Below are 14277 nucleotides of genomic sequence, written 5' to 3' on the forward strand. Positions count from 1 at the left end.
ATGGCATATCCAAAACTTACAATACAGAATAATTTGTCAAAAAATATTGTAGTGTATGATGCATTTCAGGAAGATGCGAGTAATAAAGAACTCACTAACTATTTTGGAACACTGACGGATATAACGTCAGTGTCATCTGATAAGAGTGCGTCTTTTGAGCCAATTCACGGACCAATATCTACCTATATTATTTTTGATGAAACGTATACGCCTATTACACGAGTGTTTAGTATGGGAGATACGGAAGAGACCTTTACGGTGACCCAGGAGGAAGTCGATATCATGACAGCAACTCAGGCTTTTGTTACCTTATTAGAAAAGAAACCTGATGATGCCTTATCAGTGAGTTTTCAGAAACTCATTAAAGGAGGAAAAGCAACAGCAGACGAGGTCAATACTTTTTTTAAAAATACTACTGAATATAAGAGTTGTACCTTTATCTCATATATGCTGGCCGTGGTAGCTTTGGCACGAACACCCAAGACTAAGGATAAACCACCACAGGAACAGGCGTACAGTTTGAGCAGCTTGTGTACCTATATGGGGTTTGACTGGCCATCAGAATTACCGGATATAACCATCTCAGATTTTAGCTGTACCGATAATGGAGAAGCCATTCTCATAGGAGGGGTATTGACCATTACGGATGTTACCTTTGCAGATGGGGTTCTCGATAGAATTACTACATTCTTGCCAAGTACCAAAGTTACCTTTGGCGTAGAATTTATTTATAAGGCAGGGTTATCCGTTGGGGTAACCTGTCTTACATTCGGTTTTGAATCGATTAAGATTCCAATAGAAGATAACAAGACCTTTGATATTGATAAACCTACCGTATTATTAACACTTAATCCACTGTTTAAGTTTGTCGTATTCGAAATCAAAGCAGATATTCCGTTTACTTTGTTTAACAGCCCGACCATTGATGCAGAGATTGCAATGACTATTGATAACATCGAAGCAGAAATAGGTGTAGAACTTTCGGGAAACAAAAGTACGTTGTTAACACCTCCGGGAATTAAAGGATTGCACTTCGATTCTTTTGGAGTGGGATTAGGTTTGTTTTTCGAACCTCCGGGATTTGCTATTGGAGTGGATGGAAGCTTCCATATTGGAGAAGACAAACAAGTGAGTTTAAACGATGATCAGTTTGCTATTGTTTGTCAGATGGAAGAGGAAATTCCGAATCCATTATACCTTTCCTTTTATGTTCCTACCTTGAGTTTGGAAGAAGTAATTACCATATTCACAGATACTAAGGTGCCAATCGATTTTCCGATATCCTTTAGTGACCTGTCGTTTAGGTGGGCAGAAAATCCAATGGAACCGGTAGTGCTTCCAGATGGTTCTTTAGCTCCTATGGGATATGGTTTTAGTGGTTATATGGACTTATTTGGGTTAGGGTTCTATGGCTATCTGAATATCGATATGAATACGGGAATATCAGGAGATATCACGATGGACCCTTTTTCTCTGGGTTCAATTTTCAGGCTATCAGGTGATGGAAAAGAAGTTAGTATTAAAGTAGATGCCAGTGGAACTCCCATTCCTAATAATGCGATTCCAAAAACAGCTGCAGAGAAAAAAGTAATCGATGCTGCCACTGATAAAACGATCATCAAAGCGGGAGGTCCTGAAATGACGTTGAGTACCTCGTCTTCTCCTTATTTTACTTTAGATGCTAAGGTGAGTTTACTGGAGGTTATAAGCGAAGAAATTGATGCGACTATTTCCAAAGAAGGAATTCATTTCGAGTTGGATTATGGGACCATATTACAATCAAAGATGAGTTGTACCTTACAGGACTACCATAACTTTTCGGGCAGCTGTAGCTATGGAATAGATTTGCGAATCCCACTGCCAACAATTGCAGGCTTTGATTTGGGGTCTATACACCTGGATACGGGCTGTAGTTTGTCATTATCGATTACAACCAGTACTTCGGATATAGTGTTTAAGGTACAGGGAGCTTTTACTTTTGAAGGATTAGATCTTTCCTTTGGTCCGTTTGAACTGGATGTTGATATTAGCAGTATTTCTGCAGTCATAAAAGAAGTGGAGAAGTATATATTACGGAATGTGTCTTCTATTTTTGAAGCGATTATCAAGGATGCTTCTAAGTGGGCAGGCTATGTAGAAAAAGCCATTGTAAGTGGAGTAGAAGATGTAGCAGAGGGATTAAAAACCGCTTTTGACAAGTCAGCGACTGAGGTAGCATCAATTATGCATGGAGCTGGATATGGGGTGGATGTGATCGCCTCTGGTTTAAAAACCGCTTTTTCTGCACCAGCAGATGTGATTGCCAGTGCTCTTAAGGATGGATTTGGAGCATCAGATACAGTAGTAACTGACTCACTGAAATATGTTGGGTTTGGCGCAGAAGAAACCGCCAAGGCACTAAATACTGTTTTTGGATTAGCACCTGATGCCGTATATACTATTCTCAAGGGAGCAGGATATGCAGAAAGCGCTATTAAAGATGCATTTGAATCTATTGGAGGTGCTTTTGCTGATGCAGCAAAGAGTATATGGCATGCCGTGTCCCATTGGGATCACTGGAGTTAGCCCTGGTACTATTCAGGCAAGACACTTCTTGCCTGAATAGTCTATGATATTATCATCCTGCTTCATTACCTATTTTATATATAAAACGAATACAATATGTCGCTAGAACTAAGCAATCCACTTCAATTATTATCGACAATATCTCAACGACAAAAATGTCATGCGGTGGAATGGTCTATAAAAATAACACATAATACTGTCAGACCACGGTATAAACCTACCTTGTATATTTATCCTGATGAACAACAACCTGCTTATAGATCCCTGACGCAGTTATTACATACTATAAAAACTCCAAGAACGGTACTTGATATTCATGATGATAGCAGGTTTACAGCTATGTACCAGGGACTTCGGTTACCTGTTGCGGCTTCTGAGGATAACTGTTTGTTTATACACGATTCAGAAACCCAATTTATACATTCATATCGATGGAGAGAAGAGAAGTCGTTTCAGCAACAACGCTATATGTACTCTAATCGTCTGCCGGTAACGGCTGTAAGAGATCATATTCACCCGGATTTGCATTCCATATTTGATTCGTTATTATTACAGGATGGGTTTAAAGACCAATTGGGTATTTGGTGTCAGAAGAAAGGAGATATAACACATGAGGTATACCTTACTTTCCCAAGTCGCCCGAAAATTGATTGGGTAATTGCAGGGATATCTCCTTTGCTGACTGCCTCAGGGGTACAGCAATTGCAGTCTTATAAAGGATTACGCTTTAAAAATATTGGATTTGATGCAGTTACAGAGACAAGAGCGCCTGCAGTTACTATGTATTTTACAATACCAGTGTCGGATTACTTTCCTACAGATTATAAGGATTTAATGAAGAGGACTTTCCTGTTTTTCAGAGAAGAAACGGAATCGATACTACCTGAGCATATAAGGAAAGTATCTGTATAAATGATTTATATGGTTTTTTTTAGCTTTTTCATCCTTTTTGGACCATACCATAGCCAAAAACCAGTAATACAAAAGACTAAGAGAGAACCTCCCATAATCGTAGCATATACTCTTTTTAGAATACCATTATCAGTTCCGATCCAATGATCGAGAATAGATCCGTCGTGTATATCTTCCAAGAGATCTGCATACCGTTTTTCGATATGGAGTACGGCGCCGGTAGCTCCGTCAATCTGTATTCCATAGTAATTAGAGAACACAAACTTAACGATACCCTTATGTATTCTAACATCAATACGTTTTAATGTAGAAGAGGGATTATACAATCCTGTTTTTTTCATGGTATTGTAGGCATAGCGTTGTAAGGTCTCCATAGGAAGCCATTCTTTAAAATCCGTAGAGGTTCCGGTATACGTATCGGATAGGATAAGACCATTGCTATGTTTTTTCCAGGCGAGAAGGATACCTGATATCGAAATACATAAGAAAAAAATAAAAAGAAAAAGCCCTGTGATGCGGTGTACTTTTCTAAAAAACCTTAATACCTTGGCATGTCTTTTTCTCCTTAACTGCTCCGTCATAAATTACGTCATTTTCATTTCTAAAAGCCCCCTTTTGAGATAAGAGGCTATTTCAGGCTACAATTTTATTAGAAATTATCGGAATCAATACAGCTTTAACTCTTTTTTAGCGTTAATTCAATTTTGCCTAGGATTTTATTAAGAAAGCATCCGGTTATTTTGCAGTCCGAAGTCCTTTAGCTTTTAAGAGAAGTTATTAGTCGAAAAAATTTATGATCCTTTCCTAATAATAAGAACTTATAAAGGTTAAAATCAGGACCTGTTAATTTAACAATAACTAATAATAATTAAATAATAGTAAGTATGTTTAAAAACCTATCCATCTTTCTATTATGTATTTTGGGGCTGTATAGTAGTATAGGCTATTCACAGACAAACATAATAGAGGGAAAAGTAAAAGATGTTACAGGAGTGCCCTTACCTGGAGTAAACATTGTTTTGAAAGGAACTACCACCGGAGCACTATCAGATTTTGATGGTAAGTATTCTATAGGAGCACCAGGAGACGGCACACTGGTCTTTTCTATGATGGGGTTTGCTACCAAAGAAATTGATGTTAATGGAAGAAGTACAGTCAATGTTGTTTTGCAAGAAGATGTGGAGAGTTTAGAAGAAGTGGTTGTTACTGCTTTAGGGATAAAAAAATCAACAAAAGCATTGGGGTATTCTCTTACCGAAGTAGGAGGAGAAGAAGTTTCGGCAATTAAGCAAACCAATGCCATTAATTCGTTGCAGGGTAAAGTAGCGGGGGTTAATATCACACAAAATGCTACAGGAGCAGCGGGTTCCAGTAGGGTAGTGATTCGTGGTTCCAGTTCATTGACACAGGAGAATCAACCTCTGTACGTCGTTGATGGAATTCCAATTAGTAATGATAATAATGGATCTGCCGGTGAGTGGGGAGGAACCGATGGGGGAGATGGAATTTCCAGTATTAATCCCGATGATATAGCATCCATTAGTGTACTAAAGGGAGGGGCAGCTTCAGCCTTATATGGATCAAGAGCAGCTAATGGGGTGATCATATTGACCACGAAGAAAGGAAAAGAACAAAAAGGATTGGGAGTTACATTGAGTAGCGCTGTTACTTTTGATAGAGTAGATACTTCTTTGCAGGATCTTCAAACGACCTATGGACAGGGAAGAAGAGGAGAAAAGCCAGGTAATCAGGAAGAAGCATTAGAAATAGGTTTTTCATCCTGGGGATCCAGACTAGATGGTACAGCTGTACCTCAATGGGATGGAGTAGCTCGTCCGTATTCTTATATAGGGAATAATCTGGATCATTTTTATAGAACAGGAACAACCTTTATTAATACGGTTGCACTGGCAAATGCTTCAGAAACGCTTAATTATCGATTTTCAGCTTCTGATTTATCCAATGAAGATGTGATGCCGAATGCAGGATTAAACAGAAAGACATTTTCTCTAAATGTAGGATCTGTAATGGCGAAGAAGTTAACGACAAATGTGAATGTAAAATATATAAGGGAAAGTGTTACGAATCGTCCCAGATTATCTGATGCCCCTGGAAATGCCAATTATACTTTGATGAACCTGTCACCTAATGTGGATGTTCGCTTGATGAATCCAGGAGTGAATAGTGATCTTACAGAACGACAAATAACACAGAATGTATATACACAAAACCCATATTTTTCGGCATATCATTTTAGAAATGAAGATGTCAAAAATAGAATTATAGCTTCTTCTTCGATTCGTTATGATATTACAGATTGGTTATACACTTTAGCACGTGTGGGAGTTGATCATTATACTATTAAAAAAACAGAGGTAGAGCCCTGGGGAACGGCTTATAAGCCACTGGGAGGAATGACGGAAAGAGAAATCAGGTATAGTCAGATTGATAGTGATTTAATGCTTGGAGTGGACAAAACATTCGGAGAAAAAATAAATCTGGTAAGTTTTGCCGGGATAAACAGTAACCAGATAGAACGAGAAGATTTAAGCTTATCAGGAAATGATTTTATTGTTCCCGGTTTGGAAGATATCGGAAATACGAATAATCAATCCAGAAACAGAACCTACAATAAGAGAAAAATAGGATCTGTTTACGGTTCGGTGGAACTATCATATGATAATTTGGCATTCCTTACTTTTACGGGAAGAAATGATTGGTTCTCTACCTTGTCCTTTCCAGGAAAAACAACGCCTAATAATGATTTTTACTCTTCGGTGAGTGGAAGTGTTATTTTATCAGATTTGTTTCCTCTACCTGAAACAGTAAACTTTTTAAAACTTAGAGGAGGATATTCTCAGGTAGCAGGAGGTGCGAGTGATGCATATCAATTAGCACTTACTTATGAAATTTTTGGACAAGGACACTTGGGGCAACCTCTGGGAAAAATTACAAATGGAACGGTTCCTAATTTTGGATTGGTTCCTTTTAGCAAAACAGAAACAGAGGTAGGGCTTGATGCACGTTTATTTAATAACCGTTTATCCTTTGATGTAGCTTATTATAAAAACAATACAACTAATGATATCGTCTTTGTTTCTACGTCAGTCTTTTCTGGGTATGATCGGGCAATTGCCAATATTGGAGAAATAGAAAATAAAGGAATAGAGTTTTTAGTATCAGGAACTCCTGTAAAAACCAATAACTTCTTATGGAAAACAGCAGTCAATGGAGCGCATAATAAAGGAATCGTTTTGGCTACAAATGAAGTTGATGGAGAAATTAGCCTGGGACAGCCTCGTTCACAGAATGTAGAAATCAAACAAGTAGTAGGACAGCCGCAAGGCGTTATAGTAGGTGTTTCTTATGAGCGGGATGAACAAGGTGCTATTATCTATGATATCGATAGTGATGGGGTTCCCTTAGCCCGTGAGGGAGAACGAAAAATATTAGGAGAAGGAGTACCCCCGCTGACATTAGGTTGGAGTAATACAATTAACTATAAAGATTTTTCCTTAAGTTTTTTAATAGATGGGAAATTTGGGGGACAGATCTTCTCGGGAACCAATACTGTTACCTACACAAATGGATTACATAAAGCAACCCTTGAAGGAAGAGAAAATGGCCTGTCCGTATCGGGAATTGATGGGGCTACAGGAGCTCCTTTTACAAGGACGGTATCTCCTGAGTTTTTAGGCAGGTATTATAGTAGAGTCGGTAGAATAGCAGAACAATTTGTAGAAGATGCAGACTTTATCAAATTCAGGCAAGTAAGTTTAAGCTATTCATTACCTAATAGATACCTGGAAAAGACCTTTATAAACAAGGTGAATGTATCTTTTATTGCGTCTAATTTATTTTACCTGATGCGAAATGTTGATAACATCGATCCGGAAGCAGCTTATAATGTAGGGAATGCTCAAGGGTTAGAATATTTTGGAGTACCTAGTACCAGAAGTTATGGAATGAGTTTACAAGTTACCTTCTAAAAAGAGAGATAATCATGAAAAAATCAATATATATATTCATTGCAATCCTGACATGTTGGGGGTGTGATAAAGGTTTTGAAGAGTTAAATGTAGATCCTACAAAACCGGATCAGATAAGTGTAGTCAATAAACTTACTTCAGTACAGTTATTTACTTCTGGAGAACGTTATGAAAACTGGAGAGCCAATCTTATTTATTGTTCTACGATGATGCAGCATTTTGCCACTACAGCAGGGTATTGGTCTGGAGATAAATATACTTGGAATAGAGGATATGCTTCTTCATTAATTGATCGTTACTACGGAAATGCGGTAAAGACGCTGGAGGACATGATGGTACAACTTGATACGGAAGAAAAACCTGCAGAAATGAAGGCTATTACTCGAATTATGAGAGTTTTTGTCTATCATAGGTTGACAGATTTATACGGAGATATTCCCTATAGTGAAGCAGGAAAAGCTGTGATTGATGGAGTTCTGAAGCCTAAATATGACAGACAGGCTGATATTTATGCTGATTTATTGAAAGAATTAGAAGAGTCAGTAGCGGATCTGGGATCGGGAACTTCTGAGTTTGGGGATGCGGATTTAATGTATAAAGGAGATCTGGCAACATGGAAACGTTTCGGAAATTCCTTAATGTTGCGACTTGGATTCCGAATGATTAAAGTAGATCCCAGTGGGGCTCAGCAATGGGTGACAAAAGCAATACAAGGAGGAGTTATGGAATCTAATGCAGATATTGCATATATAGCACATACAACCGGACCGGAAGGAATTAATAAAAATGGGTTGGGAGAGGTGTTTACTGCTGATGGAAATATGAGAATGAGCAAAACATTTGTAGATTTTCTTACGGGAGATCCGCGTTTGAAAATATTAGGAGCCCTGCCGGAGAAAACCGGACAAAAAGATGGAGAAGGAAATGATATTTTGAGAACTTATGAAGAACGTATAGATGCGGCAACCCAAAAAGGACTTCCTAATGGATTGGATGCAGGCTTACTGGAAGATGCTACAGGAGAGACTGATACCTTTGCATATACAGAGCCGAATAGAACTATTATTACCGGAGAGGATGCACCTATGTTCTTTCAGACCTATGCAGAAGTTAAATTCTTATTAGCAGAAGCAGCTGTACGCTGGGGATTAGCCGGGGGAGATGCGAAGGTACATTATGAAGAAGGTGTTGCTGCGGCTATGAAAATGCTTTCCCTTTATGGAGAAAATGCTGTGATTAATGATACAGCGATAGAAGGGTATATTACTGCGAATCCTTTTGATGCATCCAATGCTCTGGAACAGATTAATACCCAGTATTGGGCAGCTACTTTCCTTAATGAATATGAAGCATTTGCAAATTGGAGACGAACCGGGTTTCCTGTATTAACTCCAGTAAACTACCCAGGAAATGAAACAAATGGAACTATTCCCAGAAGATTGACCTATTCTACCAGTGAGCAAAGTAATAATGAAGAAAATTACAATGCTGCTATACAGGCACAAGGGCCAGATATATTGACAACCCGAGTATGGTGGGATAAAGAATAAATAATAATATCATTTGTTTGATTTCTTATGGATTGAGGGAAATAAACAATTTTTATTATTTGAAAAAGGAGCCTGTAACAGGCTCCTTTTAGTTTATGGTATTAGAGATATATAATTTTCTGCTTAATATTTTTTGTACTTTACTTGTGAAAACTATTCTTTTTCTGGGGATTGTGTTTTAAAAACAATACTGATGAGGATAAAGGAGGTAAGGCAACCTACAATAAATAGATCTCCTATAACAGAATAGATGGTAGTTACTCCTTTAGTTGGTAATTGAGTAATTAGAATTTTTCCTTTATCCTGAAAATAATCCATTTCACTAATTGTTTTTCCGGTATAGTCAAAACCGGCAGATAATCCATTACTGGTTTGACGAATTAGGTTAAATCCTTGTTCAATTGCTCTGAATTTGGCCATTTTTGTATGGATTGGATCTATAGCCTTCCAATCATTACTAGGTGCTAATAAAATATCTGATCCTTTTGCTTGTTTCAAGAAGTGAGGAAAGTCCATATCAAAGCAGATGGCAGCTCCGATAGTACCATAAGGGGTTTCTGTTTTCTGAATCCCTACTTGTTTATTATTGCTTATGGATGCTTCGAATCCTGGAACAGGAATTCCTTTCCAATAATCTATCGCTTTATGTCCGTTGGGAGTAAATAATACAAACTTGTTTTCATAAGGTTTGCTTTCGTGTTGATCAATGACTCCTATAGCAATTCCTAAGTAGATGTCCTGTTTCTTAGCGATTTCACTGGCCGTTACGTATAGTGATAGTTCATCTTCCTTGAGTACTAGACCATTCCCTTCTGACCAAAATACAATTTTTGCTCCTGCTTTTGCTTCCTGTATACTTCTTTCAAATAGATTCGAAAGTAATGCCGAAGATTGCTTTTTAAATTTTTCTTTCCCTCCTTCTATTGCTAACCCAAATAAATCATTGTCGTAAATAGCATATTCTTTTAGCAGTGATATCGATGCTATTCGTACAGTATCTGAATCTGCTTTTTGAAATAAGATGCGGTAGCTTCCAAAGAGTGTGGTTATCATAAAAACAATTCCAAAGGTCAGGATACTTTTCTTAATAGCTTTTGAATTAAAATGTTGTAGATAAATCCAATTACATATAGAAGCAAACCAACCGATAAGAAAGGTGATATAACTTAACCCGAATACGGCGATCGATTGTATTAGTATTGATTGAGATTCTTGTGTATATGCAATATGCCCCCAACTACCATATGGATAGTATTTGTGATATACATAACTAATTACTACCGAAGCAATAGGGAATATGAGAGTATGAATAAATTTATTTCGATGGTTGGAAAATAAGATATCGACTAGAAATGGCAAAGCAGAGAAAAGGGCTGGTATGGCCATGCTTATTATATGGAAATGCAATGGAATGGGAAATACATTATAGAACTGGAAAGAGAAGGTAGCTGTCAGAAATAACCAAGAAAAAAGGAAACTGCGAACTGGAGAAAACCGACGGCTGGCAAATAGCAACATGGTCGTTGAAATCCATGGAGCAAAAAACAATGCAAATCTTCCGTTTGCGAATAGAGAAATTAGAACTAATAGAGATAAGAAAATTAATTTGAAACGATGCTCTTTCTTCATTTTTTATATTTTTTTGATTGCTACAAAAATAATTTCAGAAAGTGGTTGATCCCTTATGTTTTCAGGAGTTAGGTATAAAACCTATCGTTTTAGGTACGAATGATTAGATCTCAGAAAGGTTCTTTTTATAATTTTTAGAAACAGGCAGTTCCATAAAGGTAAGAGAGATGGTGTTTGCATCTTTCCAGGACTTAAAATGCATGGGATTTATAAGGTGAGAACGATGAATTTTAACTAAAAATAAAATATCGTTTTCAATTTTTTTTAGGGAAGAACGAATAAGTTTAGAGGCGAGCTTATTGTCCTGTATAAAAAATATCTCTACATAATTTTGCGCATTAGAAATACTTATTAACTCAGACTGCTTGATTTTTAGAATATCAAGCTTATTTTCTCCTTTAATTAGTATCGTATCCTCTTTTACTGGAATTAACCTGATAGAATAATAGCGGATTACCAATACAATTGGAAGCAATACAAAGGCAGCTTTCAAGGTAATGTTAAGACAAAATTCTGTAAAGTTATAGCCTCCGTTTAGAAATGGGCTTTTGTATATTAAATAATTACAGATAGTATACAGCATATAATAAAATAGAATACTGCTTATTTCAAGACCAATATTCCATTTTTTAATTTTGTGATATATTCTATTCTGTAGGATGCTTAGAATTCCATAAGTAATAAAAGAAACGGCATTAAATCCTATACTGATTTTAATCCATGCTTCTAGGTTTAATGTCCCATCGTCGAAGGGTCTAATGATAAAGGCAAATAAAAACCCCCAAAGAGTGATAAAAAGCCCTATCAATAAGTGGTGTTTGATCGATGGGTTTAGTTTCTTCATTATTCTTATTATCAGAGATTAATTCAGGGAATATTGCAATGTATATTTTACAGTAACTTCTTTATTATCTTGTTTTCCGGGAGTAGCTACCGGTAGTAGTTTGATAACTCTCTTTGTTTCTATGTCTATTTTTTGATGGGGACTTCGTACCTGAATATTAACAATATTTCCTGATGTATCAATGGTAAACTGAGCAAATATATTTTGTGTATTCTCCAGGTTTAACTCTGTCTTTAACTCTTTATTGAAGTTGTTATCAAACAAGTTTTTTATAAGTTTATGGGTACACTTGATTTTATCTTCTTCTTCGCAACCTGGAAAGACCGGTTTTTGGGCTACAATTCGGAAAGGAATATTTTCCAGTATTTCATATTTTTCATCTGAAGCTTCATAAATTTCTTCAACTTCTTGTGCATATATTGATAAAGAAAATATGAATAGTAGGGGGAATAGTTGTTTTTTCATTGTATTCGCAGGTTTTGATTTTTTATTTTAAAATTTAATTACGGAAGGAATACATTGTAATATTCTCCAGATATACTATATGTGTTATAGGGGAGGAAAGTGTTACCTCATGTTTTGTTTTTTATCGAATAATCAATCGATGTTTCGGAACAAGGTACATCTATTTTTTTAAAGATCATTTTGTGTGCTTGTATTGAGATAGTTTTTACTGTTATATAGTGGCAGCTATAAAGGGGGTTTCTATCACTAGTCCATTTTTATAGAATAGAAGGCAACATATGACTTTTACAGGATATTTTCTATTGAATGATTTCATTTTTTAATGCGATAATTTCTTCAATGATTTTCATTTCTTTTTTTACTCCTCTGCGAATAAGAACAAATAAGATACTCCCCATTATTACATAGGACACATCGATAAATACAAGATTCCAAAAGCTTATATAACGACTAAATTCTGGGGTAATCATATAAAAGCCTAAAGTGTATAAAACAATAATAACAGGAGCGACTACTTGATGGATTGTTTTTCTGAATTGATGAAAGACTATACTATTTTCAGTTTGTTGCAGGGTTTTATCAAGACTGTTTATTTGTTTTGCTTTATAAATACTGATTACTTCTACAAGAATTCTGAACAAGAGTCCTATGATCATAAGACTAGCTCCTATTTTGCTTAGTAATTCTTTAACAGGAGCTACATAGTAGAAAAACAAGGAAATAACGATTAATGTTATAGTTAGAATACTGATAGTACCGTAATAGAAAAAAAAGTTTTCTTTTTCTTTTTTCTTTATACTGGCATATAGATTATTAAGGCTGTCATCAGAAGAAGTAATCTCTTTTTTACTACTTTCCCAGCTATTTTGTAGTTCTTCAAAATTGCGAATCATGTTACTTGTTTTTTTAAGGTGGTTTCCAATCGTTTTTTTATCCGATGAATTTTTACTCTCACATTAGCAGGGCTAATTCCGATTACTTCAGATATACTTGCATAATCCTGATTTTCCAGAACCATCATAATAATTAACCGATCTACTTTTTTTAATTGTCCAATAGCATTATAAAGCATTGATATTTTAGGATTTGTTACAGCTTCCATTCCGGAAGTGCGATCTGCTATTTCCGGTATGGGAAGTGTTTGTGCTTTTTTCTCCTTTTCTACATATTGCAGACAGGTATTTACAGTGATTCTGTATATCCATGTTTTATATGAAGAGGCTCCTCTAAAGCTTGTCAGGTTGTTCCATACGCGGATAAATACCTCTTGCGATAAATCGTTAGCAGTATCTCTATCACCTTTTGCAAACCCTAAACACATTTGCAACACCATTGGGTGGTGTTGCTGGTATATGTTCTCAAAAGACTTGTTTTTACTTTTTCTCATTAGCTAAAAAGGCTTTTGTAACTTCATAAAACCATTGTGGTTGATCAAACATGACAAAATGTTTACTTTTAGGGGCCATTTTGAGCGTTTTGTTTGATAGGTTTGTGTATTGTTTTTCAAAATTTTCCTTTGCTATTTTTAGATTAGGAAAAGAGGCACCTATTATCAATGTTTCACAGCTTATCTTTTTTAAGGTGTCTCTTAAATCAAGTTTTAGTAAATCAGTATACCCGTATACCCAGGTTTTACGATCAGCTTCCAGGATCCAGTTGGCGATCGTTTCTTTTTTATGAGCTGTATTTGTCATATTAGAGGCCATCATGGTTGCCATATTCTTAAATTGCTGATCATCCATATGTAACATTTGCTTATTATAAGGATTATCATACACTAAATTTTCTACAGGAACATTTGGCATCATTACTTCGCGCATACATGGTAATGCATCTACAATGATAATTTTTGATACCTTATTTGGTAACGTAGCAGCAATATCTACCGCTAGATTTCCTCCCATACTATGTCCCATAATAATGATATCATTGAGTTGTTGTTCTTGTATATACGTAATGATTGAATTCTTGATACTGGTATACCACGGCATTTCGATTGATGGAATTCCATTAAAACCAGCATACGAAACAAGGTACGATTTTCTATTTAATGCCACATGGGTAATTGTTTCTTTCCAAATACTTCCAGGTGTAGTAAATCCGGGTAAAAATACCATTGGTTTTCCTTCTCCTATGGTTTCTATCTGTATAGCATTAGGTTGTTCAGAGATATTGTAGCGTACTGTTTTTTCTAAAGCATGGCTTTGCGCTCCTAATAGAATAAGAATGAATACGAAGAAATTGTTTATTGATTTTGTCATGATACGATTGTTTTTATGTATTTCGTATCCCTTTGATTAAAAACCAATACTAATTGTTACAC

11 protein-coding genes are annotated in these 14277 nt (G+C 36.1%); 4 read left to right on the forward strand and 7 right to left on the reverse strand.

Features of this window, described 5'->3' with window-relative positions:
* Together HN014_RS17650 and HN014_RS17655 are read left to right on the forward strand one after the other, a co-directional pair.
* Nucleotides 1–2565, forward strand: coding sequence for a hypothetical protein (locus HN014_RS17650; RefSeq protein ID WP_176030168.1), 2565 nt, complete (start codon nt 1–3; stop codon nt 2563–2565).
* A 96-nt stretch (nt 2566–2661) separates the two neighbouring features.
* Entirely contained in the window at nt 2662–3477 is an 816-nt protein-coding gene (locus HN014_RS17655) for a hypothetical protein (RefSeq protein WP_176030169.1), read from the forward strand.
* A 5-nt stretch (nt 3478–3482) separates the two neighbouring features.
* Here HN014_RS17655 and HN014_RS17660 read toward each other — a convergent pair whose 3' ends face one another.
* Nucleotides 3483–4058 carry a PepSY-associated TM helix domain-containing protein gene (locus HN014_RS17660; protein ID WP_176030170.1) on the reverse strand — a complete coding sequence of 192 codons (576 nt, stop codon included), beginning with the start codon at nt 4056–4058 and terminating at the stop codon, nt 3483–3485.
* Between the two features lie 303 nt (nt 4059–4361).
* Here HN014_RS17660 and HN014_RS17665 point away from each other — a divergent pair, with 303 nt between their 5' ends.
* A complete protein-coding gene (locus HN014_RS17665) occupies nt 4362–7466 on the forward strand; it encodes a SusC/RagA family TonB-linked outer membrane protein (protein ID WP_176030171.1) in 3105 nt (1034 codons plus the stop codon).
* A gap of 14 nt (nt 7467–7480) precedes the next feature.
* Nucleotides 7481–9016 (forward strand): SusD/RagB family nutrient-binding outer membrane lipoprotein, encoded by a 1536-nt coding sequence (locus HN014_RS17670; RefSeq protein ID WP_176030172.1) that lies wholly within the window; start codon nt 7481–7483, stop codon nt 9014–9016.
* Between the two features lie 153 nt (nt 9017–9169).
* Here HN014_RS17670 and HN014_RS17675 read toward each other — a convergent pair whose 3' ends face one another.
* The 6 genes from HN014_RS17675 to HN014_RS17700 form a co-directional block, all read right to left on the reverse strand.
* Nucleotides 9170–10645, reverse strand: a complete 1476-nt coding sequence (locus HN014_RS17675; RefSeq protein ID WP_176030173.1) for a nitrilase-related carbon-nitrogen hydrolase — start codon at nt 10643–10645, stop codon at nt 9170–9172.
* A gap of 103 nt (nt 10646–10748) precedes the next feature.
* Nucleotides 10749–11489: a LytTR family DNA-binding domain-containing protein gene (locus tag HN014_RS17680; protein ID WP_176030174.1), complete on the reverse strand. Its 741-nt coding sequence runs from the start codon at nt 11487–11489 to the stop codon at nt 10749–10751.
* Nucleotides 11490–11507: 18 nt separating this feature from the next.
* Nucleotides 11508–11954, reverse strand: coding sequence for an energy transducer TonB (locus tag HN014_RS17685; RefSeq protein WP_176030175.1), 447 nt, complete (start codon nt 11952–11954; stop codon nt 11508–11510).
* A 299-nt stretch (nt 11955–12253) separates the two neighbouring features.
* A complete protein-coding gene (locus HN014_RS17690) occupies nt 12254–12847 on the reverse strand; it encodes a hypothetical protein (RefSeq protein WP_176030176.1) in 594 nt (197 codons plus the stop codon).
* On the reverse strand, nt 12844–13341 hold the full coding sequence (locus HN014_RS17695; RefSeq protein WP_176030177.1) for an RNA polymerase sigma factor: 498 nt from the start codon (nt 13339–13341) through the stop codon (nt 12844–12846). The genes HN014_RS17690 and HN014_RS17695 overlap by 4 nt, the downstream gene beginning before the upstream one ends.
* Nucleotides 13328–14215 carry an alpha/beta fold hydrolase gene (locus tag HN014_RS17700; protein WP_176030178.1) on the reverse strand — a complete coding sequence of 296 codons (888 nt, stop codon included), beginning with the start codon at nt 14213–14215 and terminating at the stop codon, nt 13328–13330. Before HN014_RS17700 ends, HN014_RS17695 begins: the two co-directional genes overlap by 14 nt.
* Nucleotides 14216–14277 lie beyond the last annotated feature (62 nt).

Source organism: Aquimarina sp. TRL1 (genome assembly GCF_013365535.1).
GTDB classification, from domain to species: domain Bacteria; phylum Bacteroidota; class Bacteroidia; order Flavobacteriales; family Flavobacteriaceae; genus Aquimarina; species Aquimarina hainanensis.

Coding starts and splice junctions, on each gene's coding strand:
- HN014_RS17685 (WP_176030175.1), bottom strand. CDS start 11,954: ATGAAAAAACAACTATTCCCCCTACTATTCATATTTTCTTTATCAATA.
- HN014_RS17695 (WP_176030177.1), bottom strand. CDS start 13,341: ATGAGAAAAAGTAAAAACAAGTCTTTTGAGAACATATACCAGCAACAC.
- HN014_RS17700 (WP_176030178.1), bottom strand. CDS start 14,215: ATGACAAAATCAATAAACAATTTCTTCGTATTCATTCTTATTCTATTA.
- HN014_RS17690 (WP_176030176.1), bottom strand. CDS start 12,847: ATGATTCGCAATTTTGAAGAACTACAAAATAGCTGGGAAAGTAGTAAA.
- HN014_RS17680 (WP_176030174.1), bottom strand. CDS start 11,489: ATGAAGAAACTAAACCCATCGATCAAACACCACTTATTGATAGGGCTT.
- HN014_RS17660 (WP_176030170.1), bottom strand. CDS start 4,058: ATGACGGAGCAGTTAAGGAGAAAAAGACATGCCAAGGTATTAAGGTTT.
- HN014_RS17650 (WP_176030168.1), top strand. CDS start 1: ATGGCATATCCAAAACTTACAATACAGAATAATTTGTCAAAAAATATT.
- HN014_RS17670 (WP_176030172.1), top strand. CDS start 7,481: ATGAAAAAATCAATATATATATTCATTGCAATCCTGACATGTTGGGGG.
- HN014_RS17655 (WP_176030169.1), top strand. CDS start 2,662: ATGTCGCTAGAACTAAGCAATCCACTTCAATTATTATCGACAATATCT.
- HN014_RS17665 (WP_176030171.1), top strand. CDS start 4,362: ATGTTTAAAAACCTATCCATCTTTCTATTATGTATTTTGGGGCTGTAT.
- HN014_RS17675 (WP_176030173.1), bottom strand. CDS start 10,645: ATGAAGAAAGAGCATCGTTTCAAATTAATTTTCTTATCTCTATTAGTT.